This window comes from Acinetobacter sp. BEC1-S18-ESBL-01 (assembly GCF_014169935.1).
GTDB lineage: Bacteria > Pseudomonadota > Gammaproteobacteria > Pseudomonadales > Moraxellaceae > Acinetobacter > Acinetobacter pittii.
On the sequence record NZ_AP022302.1, the window covers coordinates 269,530 to 287,145 of the forward strand.

Genomic DNA, 17,616 nt, shown 5'->3' on the forward strand with positions numbered 1-17,616 from the left:
AAGAAAAAGGAGTTAGGTGATGTTAAAAGGGTTTATTGCCGGAATTGCAGTTGCCAATGCATTTGAATGGGTAGCACACAAATATATTTTGCATGGTGTACACCGTGCTGGAAAACCACGTTATAGCCCAGTACCAAAAAGCATGGAATCTCATTGGGCACACCATCGTGAAGTCCGTAAACAACAATTTCATGATGATTGCTATGTGGAAGGCGTTGGAAACTGGCGAACTAAAAATGAGTTAATTTCACTTGCTGTGGTGGCAACCGTTTCAAGTGCAATTTTCTATCCGTTTTCAAAAGGTATGGCACTCGCAGCTTGGTACAGTGCAGGAAATTATTATTATATTCATCGCCGTGCACATTTAGAGCCTGACTGGGCAAAGCATAAAATTCCATGGCATTACGACCACCACATGAACTCTAATCAAGACGCTAATTGGTGTGTGACCAAACCTTGGTTTGATTATGTAATGGGAACACGAGTGGTATCTTCGGCAGATTTAAAAGAGCAAAACCCTTTGGGTATACGGTTACCTACTGCACTTGCTAGACCATTGTCTCAAGCTGTAGAAAAAATCTTTCCAGCAAAATGGGTCGAGAAAAAAGAAAAGCCTCAACTCGTTAGCGACATAAATTCGGTCGATGGTGCTGCATAAAAAATTAAAGGGGCATATTGCCCCTTTAATTATGATTAAGCTTACAAGCGCATTTCGATGCCTTGTTCAGCTAAATATTGTTTAGCTTCTGGAATTGTATATTGGCCAAAGTGGAAAATACTTGCTGCCAATACTGCATCGGCACCACCTTGTAGAATACCGTCTGCAAGATGTTGTAAGTTGCCCACACCACCTGAAGCGATCGTTGGAATGGTAACGCGGTCATTAATGGCACGCATTAAAGCAATATCGTAACCTGCTTTAGTACCGTCAGCGTCCATACTGGTAATCAGCAACTCACCGGCACCGTAGTCAGCCATTTTTACAGCCCATTCAATGGCATCAATACCCGTTGGTTTACGGCCACCGTGAGTAAAGATTTCCCATTTGTTGTCGCCAGTTTTTTTGGCATCAATCGCAACCACAATACATTGTGCGCCAAAGTGCTGAGAAGCTTCTTGAACAAATTCTGGATTAAATACGGCAGCTGAGTTAATACTCACTTTATCTGCACCTGCATTTAATAACGCACGAATATCTTCAACCTTACGTACACCACCACCGACAGTTAATGGCACAAATACAGTCTCGGCCATACGTTCAACAGTACGGTAAGTGGTATCGCGTCCATGATGTGTAGCGGTAATGTCTAAGAAAGTAATTTCGTCTGCACCTTGTTCGTTATAGCGACGTGCCACTTCAACAGGGTCGCCAGCATCACGAATATCGAGGAATTGAACGCCTTTAACTACGCGTCCGTTATCAACGTCTAGGCAAGGAATAATACGTTTAGCAAGCATAGCTTTTTCCAAAAATAATCGCCGTTGGTGAAAGTTCCTACACAGGCGCTACACCTTCATGGAGGGAAGAGGTATTCTATCAAACTTCACAGATGTTTTTTGCAGGTTTTCCATGTCGGTTTATACCCCGTTGAGTTTAGATGAAGTTCGCGCCTTTGCTGCACCTTATGGATTAGAGGTGTTGGAGCTGAACCCAATTCAGGGAGGTATTCAAAACACCAATTATTTTTTGGTTGATGTAAACCGCAAACAGTATGTACTTACCGTGTTTGAAGAGTTAGATGCACAAGGGGCGGGCGAACTCATTCCTGTTCTTGAACAATTGGGAACTCATGATGTACCCGTTGCCGTGCCGTTAAAACACAGCGGACAAGCGGTTCATGTGATTGCAGACAAGCCTGCACAAATTGCACCACGTTTAATGGGGCACCATCCCATGCAAACGACAGTAGCGCAAGTTGCAGCAATTGCAGATGCACAGGCGAAACTGCATGTGGCTTTACAAGATTTTCCACTTGAGCGTGAATATCGACGTGATCATCAATACTGGACAGGTGTTGCAGAGCAGCTGAAACCAAGCATGACTCAAGATGACCAAACTTTACTTGAGCAGGTCTATCAAGCTTTTAATGCGAAAACAGCGCAGTATTCAAATCGACCAACAGGTTTTATTCACTCTGATTTGTTCCGCGACAATACTTTGTTTGAAGGTGAGCAATTACAAGGTATTCTAGATTTTTATGAGTTAAATCAAGATGAATTGCTATTTGATATTGCGATTACCATCAATGATTTTTGTACCGAATATCCAGCAGCGCATTTAAACTCAGACAAAGTCGCAGCTTACTTAGCGGCATACCAAAAAGTTCGTACGCTTACATCAGATGAGCTTGCATGTTTAGATGTATTCTTGGCAATGGCAGCGTGCCGTTTTTGGTCAATGCGTTTGCAAGTTGCTCAAAAAAATAAAGAAGAAGGACGTACCGGCGATGACATTTTGCAAAAAGACCCGCAAGAAATGCGAGCAATGATGCAAGACCGTTTAAGTCATGTAAAAGCATAAAAGGGAATAAAGATGCGAGATCAGGGGCGTTTAGTCGAATGGTTCGACGAAAAAGGTTATGGCTTTATTCAGCCGGATGATGCTGAAAAAGAGCGAGTCTTTTTGCATATCAAAGATTTTGCACGCCCCGGACCTCGGCCAATTATTGGCTGTGCACTGGAATATCGGGTGATCCTCGATGAACGAGGCCGTTTTCGTGCTCAGCAGGTCACCTATTTAAAAGCATCTCAAACCCGAAAAGCGTCAAAGCCCGTAGCAGAATCTTCTTTTCAAGCTAACCCTTGGTCTGCAATGCAAATGGGGATCGTATTTTATTTCGTTTTAATGGGAATTATGAGCTTTATTCATATCTTACCCGCCTACACTTTGTTATTTGTTTTAATGATGAATGCCTTAAGTTATTGGCTTTATTCTCAAGATAAAGAAGCCGCACAATTGGGTAATCGCCGTGTACCTGAACAAACATTGCACATTGTTAGCTTTTTAGGAGGTTGGCCAGCTGCATGGTGGGCACAACAAAAACTGAGACATAAAACACAAAAACAACCCTTTCGTAAGATTTATTTTTGTACCATATTCTTTCATTTACTTTTGATTTTGTGGCTAATTTCTCCCTTAAACGTATTGCGGGGCTCATAAAAGTAAATCGTTTTAATAAACTTGAGAGGTATAAAAATGAATAGTTCTATCGACCAAGATACAAATCGTACTTTAACACTTATTTTATATGTACTTTATATCGTTGCCATTTTTACAGGCGGCTTACTTGCGGTTATTGCTTTAATTATTAATTACGTAAAACGTTCTGATGTACAAGGCTCGATTTTTGCGAGCCACTTTACATGGCAAATCAGAACATTCTGGTGGTATCTGGCTTGGAATATTATTGCCTTTCTGCCGTTTATTTTCCTGTTCTTTACAGGCGAAAACACTAATCTATTTGCAGGCGTTGCCGTTTCATCGACCGTATTCTGTGTGGGCGTAATTGGTGCTGCGTGGATCTGGATTGTATATCGTGCAATTCGTGGATTGATTGCGTTAAATGATAACCGCCCGATGTATCAATAAATTATGATTATTGAACATGTACATTTGAGTATAAAGTCTGGGCAAAGTGAAGCATTTCTTGAGGCATTCGAGCAGGCTAAACATATTGTTTATCCAATGAAAGGCTTTAATGCTGTTCAACTGATTAAGCATGCAACCGATCCCCATCATTATATTTTAATGATTTTCTGGGATGAAATTGAAAACCATACAGAAGGGTTTAGGAAGTCTGAGGCTTATCAAGAATGGAAAACTTTGCTCCATCCATTTTATGACCCAATGCCGACGGTTGAGTACTACCAACCGTGTACGTTATTGAAGAAAAAATAATAGATAGTAAAAAAGAGAGCTTAACGCTCTCTTTTTTTATTCTCGAATTCTTTTAGTTTTTTTAATAGGTAACTTAATTTTTAACTCACTGACTAAAACGCCTAAGACCACTAAAGCACCTCCCAAAAGGGCAATCAATGGCAAACGCTCACCTGCAATTCGACCAATAATTCCTGCCCAAACAGGTTCGCCTGCATAGATAATTGCAGCACGTGAAGGATCAACCACACGTTGAGCCCAGTTCATAACAAATTGAATGAGCGCACTCGCTAAACCTAATGCAACAGCAATCAGTACTAGGGGCCATGAAAATGCTGGAATCGTATGTTCACCTACCATAGGCATGGTGGCGAAAGAAAGTAGAGAAGCGACACCAAGTTGAATGATTGTGACGCGGCGTAAATTTACCTTTCCAGCAAAGTAGCTAATAAAAATAATTTCTAAAGCAATCGCAAAGGCACCTAGGACTGTTAAAAGTTGCCCAAAACTTAAGGAAATTTGTTCAAAACCATTGCCCGTTAATAAAACAAGGCCAGCAAAAGCAAGAGCGGCTCCCACCCAAGTCATAATGTGTGGAATTTTTCTAAAGATGAGCCACATTAAAATAGGAACAAGCGGAACATATAGCGCTGTTAAAAATGCTGATTCACTACTGGGAATGGTTTGCAGGCCAATGGTCTGGGTACCATAGCCTGCCGCAATCACAAGACCAATCGCACAACCAGCACCTAAATCTTTTAACGTGACGCCTTTTATGCTTTTTAATGAGATAAGAAGCAAAGTAAGAGCTGCTACAGCAAAACGACAGCCTACAAAAAACATAGGCGATGAAAAATGCAGTGCATACTGCACAGTAAGAAATGTTCCACCCCAAATGATCGTAATCAAAATGAGGGCTAACTGTGGGGCTTTGCTTGAACTCAGAGAAATTGGTGACATACTCAAGTTAAATTAAATTGTGCAATATACTGCACATATTGCGCTATTCTTGTATTTTGTGCAATATATTGCTCAAATTTTCTTACTAATCCATTCTATGAGCCAGTCGAGTACCGTTTTACAGCACGTAGGCACAAATATTCGTTTATTAAGAGATGAACGAGATTTGAGTCAACAAGATTTGGCAGATCAGGCAGGTGTGAGTAGACGAACCATTGCTGCTTTGGAAACTGGACAGGTCAATATTAGTTTGGCCAAACTCGATGCGATTGCAGCAGTGTTGGGTGTGGATTTTAAAACGATTGTGAGTGCACCTGAGCATAAAGAACATGCTGTAGTAAATGCACTCGCTTGGCAGGGTAAAGATGAAGAAAGTAAAGCAACCTTGCTCGCTTCAGTTCCATCTCGTTCCCAAGTTGAGCTTTGGATATGGTCGTTGGCAGTGGGAGAGTCTTACGTGGCGGAAGCAGATGCAGACGGATGGCAGGAAATTATTTACGTATTAGAAGGTGAGTTGACCATACAATTTACTGACAGCAAAAGAATAATACCAGCTGGTTCATCTTTTATTTTTAAAAGTTCTGTTACTTATACCTATATCAATAGTGGTAACCAAGTGCTTAAATTTACTCGTAATGTGGTGTATTGATTTGGAATATATTTTCATGACAGCAATAAAAAAGAGCCTAAAGCGGCTCTTTTTACATCTTAAAAATTAAAGACGGTTTTCATCTAACAAAAGCTGAGCTTCACGAAGGTTTAAAGTACCTTCATAAATTGCGCGGCCTGTAATCACACCTAAAATACCCGGTTGACCTTTTAAGTTACGAACGTCATCAAGGTTGGTTACACCACCAGAAGCAATTACTGGTAAGCCTGAGTATTGAGCCAAGTTTACAGTTTGCTCAACGTTTACACCTTGCATCATGCCGTCACGAGCAATGTCTGTATAAACAATGCTAGACACGCCTGCATCAGCAAAGCGTTTCGCTAAATCAGTTGCTTTCACATCAGTAACGTTTGCCCAACCGTCAGTTGCAACCATACCATTCATGGCATCAATACCAACAATGATGTGGCCTGCAAAACGTTTACAAGCTTCTTCTACAAATTCAGGTTCTTGAACAGCTTTAGTGCCGATAATGACAAACGTCACGCCAGCTTCTAAATAGTGTTCAATCGTTTCTAATGAGCGAATACCACCACCAATTTGAATTGGTAATTCTGGCTGAGCTTTAGCAATCGCTTCAACAACAGGTTTATGAATTGGAGTACCTGCGAAAGCGCCATTCAAATCAACCAAATGCAAACGGCGCGCACCTTCATTTACCCAATGCTGGGCAGTTGCAACTGGATCGTCAGAGAAAACGGTATCGTCTTCCATACGCCCTTGTTTTAAACGCACACATTTACCATCTTTCAGGTCAATTGCTGGAATGATTAGCATGCTTCCGCTCCTTGCTTCATCATGATTATGAAATTGTGCACATCTTAGCAAAGTATTGATCAATCGCTAAGCCTTAGAAAAGACTTTTATTACTTTACGCTTGAAGTGCGGTTTGAATAGTTTGTGAAATGTGAGCGGGTAATAGTTTTTGGTTTCTGAGCTCTTCAAATACGAGTAATGCAGCATAAGCATCAGCGGCGGCATAATTTATTTGCTGAGATGTAAGTGGCTTTCGTGCCCAGTTTGAAGTTCCGACTTTTTTCGACTTTGCGAGATATTGTCCAAATAACAGTGCTACCGCTTTTTGTAAGCCCATTTGCTGTTTAAAACCAAAGTGACTAAACCCTTTGGCAAGGTCCACACAACTTTCTAGCTCTATACCTTTTTTATGAAAAATGTGCTTATCATTTTTAAGGCCAAAACCGACTTTAATTTGCTTCTGGTTAGATAAAATGGGCTGCAAGAATTTTAAAGTCGATGAATTGACATGAAATAAATAGGCTTTTTGTGCTGTAGCAAGTTGAATCAAGTGTGGACCAGTTGAGATTTCACCCACTTTAAATGTAGGTTTAGATTCAGAATCAAATCCCAAAATTGCAGCGTTTTTTAATTCTTCTTCAATACTTTTGCATTGCTCAATATTTTCAATCACCACAATATTATGGTGGTTAAGATTTTCAAAAGGAGGAAGCTGCTGAATAGAGGTTTTATCAAGGAGGGCAAAGGCTTCGGACATATTTAACAGCGTACAAATGAATTGGGCTATTCACTTTATATATGAATAAAGCCTAGAGGACTAGGCTTTATGAATGTCTTTAAAAATTACTGAGACTGAGAAGGTGTACCAATGACCACACTTTCACTTTTCTCGACATAGCCTTCATAGGTCGGAGACATGATTGTGGCAACGACAGCAAAAACCAAAGCAAGTGGAATTAGGATAATATAAATCCAGCCTAAAACGCGTTCCCAGCCAGGGGTAGGGCGCTGTGGGCCGTAATCATTATTGCCTTCTGTACCTTTTGCCGCAAAGAGATAGATCATAAAAATGAGGTTTACGGCGGGGATCAGCATCAGTAATGATAGCCATCCTGTATTATTGCGGTCGTGCAAGCGGCGGATGGTAAATACAAAGCTTACATAGAGGCAAACAATATAGAGAATGGCGATAACAATCATGCCTGCCGTAGAAAGACCAGTTAGTTCCTGACTAGATGTAAACCCAAAAGTAAAAGCGATGATGACAACGGCGATACCGATGACGAGTGAAAATAAGAATGTCCAAGCAGCATAAGAGAGTCGCCCAAAACGACCACTAGCTTTAAAGGGTGAATCTTGTTGAAGTGGCTGATTTTCAAAAGGTGAATTCATTTTGTTTTCCTGATCATTTGGTTTTATTTAAAAGTATAAATATTCAATATTTTGTTGAATAAAACATCATTCTATAAATGATTAGTTGTTATTGTAAATAAAAAAAAGATCAGGCCATCTCAACCTGATCTTTTTCAGTTTTAAATCAGATTAAATATTCCATTCCACAAAGTTTTTAAGTAACTGCAAACCAGCAGTATGACTTTTCTCTGGGTGGAATTGGGTCGCGAATAAATTATCTTTATGAATGGCTGTGCAGAAGTTCACACCATACTCACAAGTCGCAGCCACAACGCTTTCATCTTTTGGTTCGACATAGTAGCTATGTACAAAGTAGAAGCGAGCATCTTGTTCGATGTTATTCCACATTGGATGGCTTGGGTCCATTTGGTGAACTTGGTTCCAGCCCATGTGTGGTACTTTTAAACCTTCCATTTGAGGGAAATGTTTTACTACGCCGTCAAAAATACCTAATGCGTCTACACCGCCATTTTCTTCAGAACTTTGTAGCAATGCTTGCATACCTACGCAAATCGCAAGAACAGGTTTATTAAAAGCAGCTTTACGTACAACTTCATCAATACCTGCTTCACGCATACCTTGCATGCAGTCACGCATTGCACCAACGCCCGGAAAAACAATTTTGTCGGCTTGTGCAATTAACTTTGGATCATTGGTCACATCGACTGTAGCGCCCACATGCTCAAGTGCTTTAGCCGCTGAGTGTAGATTGCCCATGCCATAATCAAGTAACGCGATACGTGTCATTAGAGGCTACCTTTTGTCGATGCAATCGTGTTTTCTGCACGTGGATCAACTTCACATGCCATACGTAAAGCACGAGCAAGTGCTTTAAAAACACTTTCGATTTGATGGTGGCTATTTTTACCTTTCAAATTATCGATGTGTAAGGTCATAAGCGCATGATTTACGAAACCTTGGAAAAACTCAGAAAATAAATCGACATCAAATGTACCGATGCGCGCACGAGTAAATGGAATATCCATGAATAAACCCGGACGACCAGATAAATCTACAACAACGCGAGATAAAGCTTCGTCTAATGGTGCATAAAAATGACCATAGCGTTTTAAACCTTTTTTATCGCCTAAAGCTTGTGCAAAAGCTTGTCCAAGCGTGATACCACAGTCTTCTACGGTGTGGTGATCATCAATCTCGAGGTCTCCATCACAATGAATATCGATATCAAATAAGCCATGTCGCTTGATTTGATCAATCATATGGTCTAAAAATGGAACTCCAGTGTTTAGTGTGCCTTGACCAGTACCGTCGAGATTTAAACGAACTCGAATTTTGGTTTCATTGGTATTTCTAACCACTTCACTGATACGTTGCGTCATGGACACGTTCCTCAAAAAACGTCAAAAATGATTGGATGTTAACGACAATTTCGCTGTGACGAATTCGTGACAGCATCATAGTTTGCTCAGGAGGGTTAATCAATGCCTATTACCGTACATGCTTATAGTTCTCTAGATAATTCAGAGATCCGCGATCAGCTTGAGCGACTGTATGATACAAGTCCGGAGTTTGGTGACGGGCACGATGCGATTGAACAACTTGAACAAGATTTACAACAGTATACCACGCTATACACTGCCGAATTTAACACCAAAATTATAGGTGCAATTTGGTCTTCAGGACAAGGCGAAAGCAAGGTTCTTGAATATATTGTTGTGCACCCTGCGAACCGTGGTCGTGGGGTAGCTGAGCGCTTAGTCGAAGAAGCTTGCCGCATAGAAGAGTCAAAAGGTGTTAAAACTTTTGAACCAGGCTGTGGCGCGATTCATCGCTGTTTGGCTCACATTGGTAAACTACATCACTAAAAGCTTCTATTATTTTGTGGTTGTGATTTAAAAATAATCACTTGTTACAAAAAACACGGAAGTTGCTTGACGTCTTCTTATAAACATTGTTTAATACGCCCACTTCGGCGTGATAGCTCAGTAGGTAGAGCAACGGATTGAAAATCCGTGTGTCCCCAGTTCGATCCTGGGTCTCGCCACCATTATTTGTGTTTTCAATCCCTGATCCCATCAGGGATTTTTTTTAAGTATAAAAAATACTCATTTAAATCAGAAACTCAGGATAATTGTTGACTATTGTTCTGAGATACGGCTTAATACAGGCCATCGGCGTGATAGCTCAGTAGGTAGAGCAACGGATTGAAAATCCGTGTGTCCCCAGTTCGATCCTGGGTCTCGCCACCATATTAGAAAAAGCCCCATACATTATGTATGGGGCTTTTTTCATGCCTGTTTATTTAATAAAAATATTAAGACCTTACCTGTGTATAAATCTCATTTTATCCACAAGCAAACAGGTTTATCCCCAATATTGCTTTAACTTTCTAAAAATGGCTCAACTGAAAACTTGTCTCTAATCGTGAGAACTATCACGAATAAGTCGTTTTCCTAAGCACACTGCTTCTACCTCGTCATAGCCAAGCTGTTCGTAAAAATTCAATACATTCAAATTGTCTTTACGAATTAATAATTGCAGTTTTGGGCAGCCACGAGCGATGAGGCGCTTCTCAAGCTGCTGAACAAGCGCTGTAGCGATTCCTAAGCGTTGTTGGTGGGGGTGAACAGCCAAATAGTTAATCCAGCCTCTATGGCCGTCGTAGCCGCCCATAAGCGTACCAATCAGTTGCTCATCTTTAATAGCAACCAAAAACAAATCATCCTGTTGCGAGACTTTTCTGAAAATATCGGTTTCAGGATTATTCCAAGGACGAGTCAGACCACAGCTTTCCCATAAAATAACGACATCATCCAGATCTGCATTTGTAAATTGACGAATAATAAACATATGGATTTCTACTTTTTGTTTTGATGTGCTGAAAAGATAAAATAAAAATTCGGGCTTGAGCAGTTTTTTATTAATAATTTAAACAAATAAAAAAGCACTCCCGAAGGAGTGCTTGAATTAATCCAGTGATTTAAGCTGATTTTGCAACTGGTGCTGCTTGAAGCATTTGACCTGTTTCTTCGAAGTTTGCATGCCAAGATAATGCTTCGCGAAGTAAGTGAGGAGTATGTCCACCTTTAGCACATGCACGGTCAAAGTAGTCATTTAATGCATCACGATAAAGTGGGTGTACACAATTATCAATAATAGCGCGAGCGCGTTCACGAGGCGCTAAACCGCGTAAGTCAGCTAAACCTTGCTCTGTCACTAAAATATCAACGTCGTGTTCACTGTGATCAACGTGGCTCACCATTGGCACGATAGAAGAGATATCGCCGCCTTTAGCAATTGATTTGGTTACAAAGATCGCCAAGTGAGCGTTACGAGCGAAGTCACCTGAACCACCAATACCGTTCATCATTTTAGTACCGCACACGTGAGTTGAGTTCACGTTACCGTAAATATCAAACTCAAGCGCAGTGTTAATGCCGATAATCCCTAAACGACGAACTAATTCAGGATGGTTAGAAATTTCTTGTGGACGAAGCACTAATTTGTCTTTGTAAGCTTCGATATTACCAAAAACTTTTTCGCCACATTTTGCAGAAAGGGTAATTGAGCTACCAGAAGCAAATTTCATTTTGCCTGCATCAATGAGTTCAAAAGTACAGTCTTGTAGTACTTCTGAGTACATGATGAGGTCTTCAAAATCAGAATCTTTTAAACCTGTTAGTACTGCGTTGGCAATAGAGCCAATCCCTGCTTGTAATGGACCAAGGTTTTTCGGTAAACGACCTTCTGCAACTTCTTTATTAAAGAAAGCAATTAAGTGGTTTGCGATGCCTTGAGTCTCATCATCTGGAGGAGTTACTGTTGATGGTGAGTCATGTGTATCGTTAAATACAATACCTACAATTTTTGCAGGATCGATTTGGATTGCCGTTGTACCAATACGCTCATCCACTTTTGTCAATGGAATTGGAGTACGTGTTGGGCGATAAGTCGGAATATAGATGTCATGCAAACCTTCAAAGCTTTCGCTTAAAGATGTGTTGATTTCAACAATAACTTTTTCGGCAAAAATAGCAAAGCTTGCAGAGTTACCTACAGAAGTTGTTGGAATAATACCGCCATCTTCAGTAATCGCAATTGCTTCAATCACCGCAACGTCTGGACGTTTAAGTTGCTGGTTACGCATTTGCTCAACAGTTTCTGATAAATGTTGATCAATAAACATAACTTCGCCGTTGTTAATCGCACGACGTAAAGTGTTGTCTACCTGAAATGGCATACGACGAGATAAAACACCTGCTTCCGTGAGTTGTTTGTCTAAGTCATTACCTAAGCTAGCACCCGTAATTAACGTGATTTTTAACGGATTTTTCTTTGCATGCTCTACAAGTGCTTGTGGAACAGCTTTAGCTTCACCGGCACGAGTAAAACCACTCATACCAACGGTCATTCCATTTTCGATGAATTGCGCAGCTTGTTCAGCACTGATGACCTTGTCATGAAGAGAAGCTAGGCGAATACGACTTAAAGACATTGGACATCCTCAATATTGTCAAAACATACGGGATTTTAGCTATGAAAAATTGAAAAGTGCATAGGTGTTAGGCTAAGGTCTAATTTTGTAAATAAATGGTGGTATAAATTATATTTATGGTCTTTATTTAATTGATTTTTATTGTTTTTATTTGTCATTAAAACAAGGCTTTTAATTGCTGATTGTTCAAATTAAAAGCGCTCACTTAATGTTTGTTTTATTTTTTCCAAAGGATTCGTCGTGGTATTTTCTTCGGTACTCGGTTTTGGGATTGGTAAAGAAATAATAACTTCTAAACCGCCTTGTTCACGATTATGAATTTGAATCTCACCATGATGAATATCGACAATACGTTTAACAATAGCCAGCCCAAGACCACTACCTTGAATGGTTCTTGCTGAGTCTCCGCGAACAAAAGGTTGCATTAACTCTTCAATTTGATCTGCCGGAATGCCTTCACCATGATCAGCAACGGTAATTAAAATAGATTCATTTTCAACTTTTGCACTGAGTTCGATCGGTTCAGCACCATAGCGTTTTGCATTATTAATCAAGTTGGCAATAAGTCTTTTTAAAGAAAGACTACGTGCCGGAATAATAGGTACATCCTGCATCTCGAATTGAATATCGAGAGGTTTAAATTGCACAACAAGTTCTTGCAAAAGCATGTTGATATTGGTGTCTTTCAACTCCTCATCTGAACCATCGCGCATGTATGAAATGAACTGATTAAGAATTGCATCCATATCATCTACGTCATAAACCAAACCTTCACGCAAAAACTCATCAGGCAGCATCTCTGCTGTTAAACGTATGCGTGTAAGAGGGGTGCGTAAATCATGTGAAATACCTGCCAACATAATACGTCGTTCACGCTCAGTCTGATCGAGTGTATAGACCATACGATTAAAGGCTTGGTTTACTTGACGAATTTCTAATGGACCGTGATTGGTATCAAGGTACGGCGCTGTTCCAGATTTACTGTATTCATTGGCAGCATTTTGCAAACGACGCAGAGGGCGGTTCATCTGTCGAACCAAAATTAAAATAATGATAGCCGACAGTAATGGAACACCCACGACCCAACCCACTAAAAGTTCAGGACTGTAGTTGGCATAGGTTTTTAAAGGCTCACGAACCCAGTTCCCATGCATTTCAGGTGTTTGAATCCAAATGCGTGGGCTCGGTTTAAACTGAAAGTAAACGGTAACGTCTTTAGTCCCAATCTCATTTGCCAGCTTTTTTTCGACATGATTGGTAAAAAACTCGGCAATGACCTTTTCTCGGACACTTGGATATTCTTTGGGGTTGGTAACGTATTCAATACCGACTCGATTACGCAACCACGCATCAATATCTACTTCATTTTCACGATGAAAAATTCGTATATCAGGATTATTGACGAGCTCAAGCTCGACCGCAAGATAGCGGGCATGCTGTTGAATTTCCGGTAAATAAAGAGTGCGCCAAAAGAACCATAAAGACATAAATAAGCTAAAGAACACTACCAGCAGTACCAAAATAGTGGTACGCATGGCAGCAGAACGTGGCTTTATTTTGTCGAGAAAACGTTCCCATCGAGTCCGTTTACGCTCTGAATAGGTCACGTAATCGGTAAAGTTCTGTGGGGCGATTGGTTCTAAACTCACTCTATCTTATCTCAAGCTTATTCAGCACCATCTGGAACGAACACATAGCCCACACCCCATACCGTTTGGATGTAACGTGCACGCGCTGGGTTATCTTCAATTAAACGACGTAAACGAGAAACTTGAACGTCAATTGAACGTTCCATTGCACCCCATTCACGGCCACGCGCTAAGTTCATCAATTTATCGCGTGTTAATGGTTCACGTGGGTGTTGTACCAATGCTTTTAATACAGCAAATTCGCCAGTTGTTAAGGTAACGATTTGTCCTTCGCGTGTCAGTGTGCGGGTAGACAAGTCTAAAGACCATGGGCCAAAGCTAACCACTTCAACTTGTTGGCTTGGCGCGCCTGGAACTTCACGAACTTGGCGACGTAATACTGCACGAATACGGGCTAAAAGTTCATTTGGGTTAAATGGTTTTGGCAAGTAGTCATCTGCACCAGCTTCAAGACCGGCAATACGGTCTGAATCGCTACCACGTGCTGTTAACATGATGATTGGTGTATCAATATTTGATTGGCGTAAACGACGGCAAATACTTAAACCATCTTCAACCGGTAACATAAAGTCGAGTACGATAAGTGAAAATAACTCACGTTGTAATAAACGGTCCATTTGCGAAGCATCGTGGGCAGTTTTTACAACAAAGCCTTTATCTTCCAAAAAACGTTGCAAGAGGGTACGTAAACGCACATCGTCATCGACCACTAAAATACGTTCGACACGATCCGTTTCGTTGTGTACGGTTTCAGGATGTTCAGCAGGTACAACTAAACTCATGATGTACTCCCTTTTAAAGTCATAATTTATATATTATTGGGTCGGATAGGCTTATTGCCAACAAGCCCTCAGTATAATGCCGATGTTCTTGTTTAGACTATGTATCAATTTGCTCAAAATTACAATTTTCAAGGTGGTTTGAAACCAAAAAACAACATCTTAAGCCCATAATTTAGCAAAGACCGCCCTAAAACAACAAATAGTTAAATTTTCAATAATTTTCGAATAACTCAATGGTAATAACTAATTGTTTCAAATCAGTTATTTGAAATAAATATAATAGACTTTTGATTGCTGAATAAGATAAAAAAACTGAGTAGATAAGAAATTAGAAGAATAAAGTAGTGCTCAACCTCAATGTTTTTATCTTTTGGGGTATGTATCAATATGATCATTTTCTCATAAATTATATTAATTTTTTGTCATGTTCATGACATAAGTCATACGTTTATATTTTTTAAAGATTAAAAGGTAGGGTTCAGTCTTAACTTTTTCATACTTAAATCACTGTTTTTGCGTGCTCTAGTAGTCGTAAAAAGTATAAATATTCAGAGTCAATACAAAAAAACGTTTTGAATACGCAAACAAGTGTGGATTTTATGGGCTTGGTCTTTATAATCAGTGCTTTTAAACTTTATCCTTGTGGGATCAAACACGATGACTGACTTAGTTCAGCAGTTGGCAAGTGAGCTTGCCGTACGTCCAAACCAAGTAGAAGCTGCCATCCGCTTAATTGACGAAGGTGCCAGTGTTCCATTCATTGCCCGTTACCGTAAAGAAGTAACACAAGGTTTAGATGATACGCAGTTACGCCAATTAGATACTCGTTTAGCGTATTTACGTGATTTATATGAGCGCCGTGAAAAGGTCATTCAGTCATTGCAAGAACAGAATAAATTGAATGATGACTTGTTGGCGCGGGTGAATGCAGCCGAAACAAAAAATGCTTTAGAAGAAATTTATGCACCGTATCGTCCTAAGCGTACAAGTAAGTCTTTTAAAGCAAAAGAAGCAGGTTTAGGACCGATTGCTGAAAAAATTATTGCAGAACAAGTTGACCCGACAGAAGCATTGGCTGGTTTTAGTCATGAAGACTATCCAGATGTTGAAAGTCAGTTAGATGCGATCCAGCATATTCTGATTGATGATTGGGCACAAAATATTGCGCTTACTACAGAATTAAAAGCAACTTTTGCAAAAACTGCGGTTTTAAAAAGTACAGTTGCTTCTGAAGAAAAGAAAGAAGTCGGTAAAAAATTCCGCGATTACTTTGAATTTTCTGAAGGTTTAAACAAATTACCTTCACACCGTTTATTAGCGATGTTACGTGGTCGTCAAGAAAATGTATTAGGTTTAAAAGTAGATGGTGAAGATGATGCACCATTAGCGCGTATTGAAACTGAATACAACCTTGAGCAAATTCAACCTCAAGCACGTCAAGATTTCTTAAAACAAACTGCAAAATTATTCTGGTTGGGTAAAGTTCGTCCTCAAATCGAGCATTCATTGCTAACAGAGAAACGACTTACTGCCGAAGCAGAAGCAATGCAGGTATTTGCTGAAAATCTTCGTCATTTATTATTATCAGCGCCAGCAGGTGGTCGTACTACTTTAGGTGTTGACCCTGGTATTCGTACTGGTGTGAAACTTGCGGTAGTAAGCGATGCAGGTGATGTACTTGCTCATAGCACGATCTATCCATTTGCGCCTAAAGAAGATAAAGAAGGTTCTATTGCTGAACTTGCACGTCTATGCCGTGAATATAATGTAGAGCTTATTGCTATTGGTAATGGTACTGCTAGCCGTGAAACAGAAGCTGTAGTGGCTGAAATGATGGCTGCAAACACCGACCTCAAATTAACACGTGTGACTGTAAGTGAAGCGGGCGCATCTGTTTACTCTGCAAGTGAGCTTGCTGCGGCAGAACTTCCAGAGCTTGATGTTTCAATTCGTGGAGCAGTGTCGATTGCTCGCCGTTTACAAGATCCACTTGCTGAACTCGTTAAGATTGATCCGAAATCAATTGGTGTAGGTCAATATCAACACGATGTAAACCAAACTGGTTTAGCAAAAACTCTTGACGCTGTAGTAGAAGACTGTGTGAATGCTGTTGGTGTTGATGTAAATACTGCTTCTCCAGCAATCTTGGCTTACATTGCGGGTTTAAACAAAGCGATTGCTCAGCAAATTGTTGAATACCGCAAAGAGCATGGTCGTTTTGATAACCGTCAAGCTTTGAAAAGCGTACCACGTTTAGGCGAACGTACTTTTGAACAAGCGGCTGGTTTCTTACGTATCCAAAATGGTTCTGAACCTTTAGATGCTTCTGCTGTTCACCCTGAGAGTTATGGTCTTGTTGAGAAAATTGTTGCAGCAAAAGCGACAACTGTTAAAGACATCATTGGTAATACCGAAATCATTCGCCAAGTAAAAGCTGATGAATTTGTTGATGACAAATTTGGTTTGCCAACAGTACAAGACGTATTAGCTGAACTTGAAAAACCAGGTCGTGACCCGCGCCCAGAGTTCCGTACTGCTAAATTCCGCGAAGATATTACTGAAGTGGGTCAATTGACAGAAGGTATGCAACTTGAGGGTGTGATTACTAATGTCACAAACTTTGGTGCCTTTGTTGATATTGGTGTACATCAGGATGGTTTAGTTCATATTTCTGAATTAGCGAATGAGTTCGTTTCTGACCCGCATAAGGTTGTAAAACCAGGCCAAATCGTACAAGTGCGTGTTATGCAGGTTGATGTTGAACGTAACCGCGTGAACTTAAGTATGCGTGCTGAAGGTTCTGCACCTGTAAAAGCCCAGCGCCCACCACGCCGTGAACAAAATACAGAACAGCGTTTTGAGCGTAAGCCTCAAGGTAAACGTCCTCAACCACGTAAAAATCAAGCTGAACGCCCTCAGCGTAGCAAGCAGGAAAAACCACAAGAACAAAAGATTGGTGGTTTAGGTGCATTGTTATTACAAGCGGGAATTAAAGGTTCTAAATAAGAGTCTTTAATTGATAAAAAGGCCTCCAATTGGAGGCTTTTTTTATG

Annotated in this window: 20 protein-coding genes and 2 tRNA genes; 10 read left to right on the forward strand and 12 right to left on the reverse strand. The window is 40.3% G+C overall.

What is annotated here, in order from left to right; translation table 11 throughout:
• Positions 1 to 19: 19 nt before the first annotated feature.
• Positions 20 to 658, forward strand: a complete 639-nt coding sequence (locus tag H7R46_RS01250; RefSeq protein ID WP_005066992.1) for a hypothetical protein — start codon at positions 20 to 22, stop codon at positions 656 to 658.
• 41 nt (positions 659 to 699) lie between these two features.
• Here the strand turns inward: H7R46_RS01250 and hisF are convergent, their stop codons facing one another.
• Complete coding sequence (gene hisF, locus H7R46_RS01255) at positions 700 to 1,458, reverse strand: imidazole glycerol phosphate synthase subunit HisF (protein WP_000880078.1); 759 nt, start codon at positions 1,456 to 1,458, stop codon at positions 700 to 702.
• A 112-nt stretch (positions 1,459 to 1,570) separates the two neighbouring features.
• Here hisF and H7R46_RS01260 point away from each other — a divergent pair, with 112 nt between their 5' ends.
• The 4 genes from H7R46_RS01260 to H7R46_RS01275 are packed head-to-tail and all read left to right on the forward strand — an operon-like array spanning position 1,571 to position 3,898.
• Complete coding sequence (locus H7R46_RS01260) at positions 1,571 to 2,521, forward strand: homoserine kinase (RefSeq protein ID WP_005066994.1); 951 nt, start codon at positions 1,571 to 1,573, stop codon at positions 2,519 to 2,521.
• A 12-nt stretch (positions 2,522 to 2,533) separates the two neighbouring features.
• On the forward strand, positions 2,534 to 3,160 hold the full coding sequence (locus H7R46_RS01265; protein ID WP_005066996.1) for a DUF1294 domain-containing protein: 627 nt from the start codon (positions 2,534 to 2,536) through the stop codon (positions 3,158 to 3,160).
• Between the two features lie 36 nt (positions 3,161 to 3,196).
• Entirely contained in the window at positions 3,197 to 3,589 is a 393-nt protein-coding gene (locus H7R46_RS01270; RefSeq protein WP_005066997.1) for a DUF4870 family protein, read from the forward strand.
• A 3-nt stretch (positions 3,590 to 3,592) separates the two neighbouring features.
• Positions 3,593 to 3,898 (forward strand): antibiotic biosynthesis monooxygenase family protein, encoded by a 306-nt coding sequence (locus tag H7R46_RS01275; RefSeq protein WP_005066999.1) that lies wholly within the window; start codon positions 3,593 to 3,595, stop codon positions 3,896 to 3,898.
• A gap of 36 nt (positions 3,899 to 3,934) precedes the next feature.
• Here the strand turns inward: H7R46_RS01275 and H7R46_RS01280 are convergent, their stop codons facing one another.
• The gene (locus H7R46_RS01280) at positions 3,935 to 4,837 is read right to left on the reverse strand and encodes a DMT family transporter (protein ID WP_005067001.1); all 903 of its coding nucleotides are present in this window, start codon (positions 4,835 to 4,837) and stop codon (positions 3,935 to 3,937) included.
• A 97-nt stretch (positions 4,838 to 4,934) separates the two neighbouring features.
• On the opposite strand from H7R46_RS01280, the gene H7R46_RS01285 reads away from it, so the two are divergent.
• Entirely contained in the window at positions 4,935 to 5,486 is a 552-nt protein-coding gene (locus H7R46_RS01285) for a helix-turn-helix domain-containing protein (protein WP_025469779.1), read from the forward strand.
• 66 nt (positions 5,487 to 5,552) lie between these two features.
• Here the strand turns inward: H7R46_RS01285 and hisA are convergent, their stop codons facing one another.
• From hisA to hisB, 5 genes are all read right to left on the reverse strand, one after another.
• Positions 5,553 to 6,284, reverse strand: coding sequence for a 1-(5-phosphoribosyl)-5-[(5-phosphoribosylamino)methylideneamino]imidazole-4-carboxamide isomerase (gene hisA, locus H7R46_RS01290; RefSeq protein ID WP_005067006.1), 732 nt, complete (start codon positions 6,282 to 6,284; stop codon positions 5,553 to 5,555).
• Positions 6,285 to 6,378: 94 nt separating this feature from the next.
• Positions 6,379 to 7,020 carry a 3'-5' exonuclease gene (locus H7R46_RS01295; RefSeq protein WP_005067008.1) on the reverse strand — a complete coding sequence of 214 codons (642 nt, stop codon included), beginning with the start codon at positions 7,018 to 7,020 and terminating at the stop codon, positions 6,379 to 6,381.
• An 86-nt stretch (positions 7,021 to 7,106) separates the two neighbouring features.
• The gene (locus H7R46_RS01300) at positions 7,107 to 7,655 is read right to left on the reverse strand and encodes a DUF805 domain-containing protein (RefSeq protein WP_005067011.1); all 549 of its coding nucleotides are present in this window, start codon (positions 7,653 to 7,655) and stop codon (positions 7,107 to 7,109) included.
• A gap of 150 nt (positions 7,656 to 7,805) precedes the next feature.
• Entirely contained in the window at positions 7,806 to 8,423 is a 618-nt protein-coding gene (gene hisH / locus H7R46_RS01305; RefSeq protein WP_002116911.1) for an imidazole glycerol phosphate synthase subunit HisH, read from the reverse strand.
• The gene (gene hisB / locus H7R46_RS01310; protein ID WP_002116767.1) at positions 8,423 to 9,016 is read right to left on the reverse strand and encodes an imidazoleglycerol-phosphate dehydratase HisB; all 594 of its coding nucleotides are present in this window, start codon (positions 9,014 to 9,016) and stop codon (positions 8,423 to 8,425) included. The genes hisH and hisB overlap by 1 nt, the downstream gene beginning before the upstream one ends.
• 102 nt (positions 9,017 to 9,118) lie before the next feature.
• Between hisB and H7R46_RS01315 the strand changes: the two genes are divergently transcribed.
• From H7R46_RS01315 to H7R46_RS01325, 3 genes are all read left to right on the forward strand, one after another.
• A complete protein-coding gene (locus H7R46_RS01315) occupies positions 9,119 to 9,502 on the forward strand; it encodes a GNAT family N-acetyltransferase (RefSeq protein WP_002116928.1) in 384 nt (127 codons plus the stop codon).
• Between the two features lie 106 nt (positions 9,503 to 9,608).
• Positions 9,609 to 9,684 (forward strand) — tRNA-Phe (locus H7R46_RS01320).
• A 126-nt stretch (positions 9,685 to 9,810) separates the two neighbouring features.
• A tRNA-Phe gene (locus tag H7R46_RS01325) sits at positions 9,811 to 9,886 on the forward strand.
• A gap of 169 nt (positions 9,887 to 10,055) precedes the next feature.
• On the opposite strand, the gene H7R46_RS01330 is transcribed toward H7R46_RS01325, so the two are convergent.
• The 5 genes from H7R46_RS01330 to ompR all read right to left on the reverse strand — a co-directional run bounded on the left by H7R46_RS01330 (position 10,056) and on the right by ompR (position 14,563).
• Positions 10,056 to 10,487: a GNAT family acetyltransferase gene (locus tag H7R46_RS01330; RefSeq protein WP_005067016.1), complete on the reverse strand. Its 432-nt coding sequence runs from the start codon at positions 10,485 to 10,487 to the stop codon at positions 10,056 to 10,058.
• A 130-nt stretch (positions 10,488 to 10,617) separates the two neighbouring features.
• Positions 10,618 to 12,132 (reverse strand): acetyl-CoA hydrolase/transferase family protein, encoded by a 1,515-nt coding sequence (locus H7R46_RS01335; RefSeq protein ID WP_002116671.1) that lies wholly within the window; start codon positions 12,130 to 12,132, stop codon positions 10,618 to 10,620.
• Positions 12,133 to 12,167: 35 nt separating this feature from the next.
• Positions 12,168 to 12,290, reverse strand: a complete 123-nt coding sequence (locus H7R46_RS01340; protein ID WP_080631028.1) for a hypothetical protein — start codon at positions 12,288 to 12,290, stop codon at positions 12,168 to 12,170.
• A 33-nt stretch (positions 12,291 to 12,323) separates the two neighbouring features.
• Positions 12,324 to 13,781, reverse strand: a complete 1,458-nt coding sequence (locus H7R46_RS01345; protein ID WP_002117035.1) for an ATP-binding protein — start codon at positions 13,779 to 13,781, stop codon at positions 12,324 to 12,326.
• A 17-nt stretch (positions 13,782 to 13,798) separates the two neighbouring features.
• Complete coding sequence (gene ompR / locus H7R46_RS01350) at positions 13,799 to 14,563, reverse strand: two-component system response regulator OmpR (RefSeq protein ID WP_000060753.1); 765 nt, start codon at positions 14,561 to 14,563, stop codon at positions 13,799 to 13,801.
• A gap of 657 nt (positions 14,564 to 15,220) precedes the next feature.
• Here ompR and H7R46_RS01355 point away from each other — a divergent pair.
• Positions 15,221 to 17,569 carry a Tex family protein gene (locus H7R46_RS01355; protein WP_005067019.1) on the forward strand — a complete coding sequence of 783 codons (2,349 nt, stop codon included), beginning with the start codon at positions 15,221 to 15,223 and terminating at the stop codon, positions 17,567 to 17,569.
• The last annotated feature ends 47 nt before the right edge of the window (positions 17,570 to 17,616 follow it).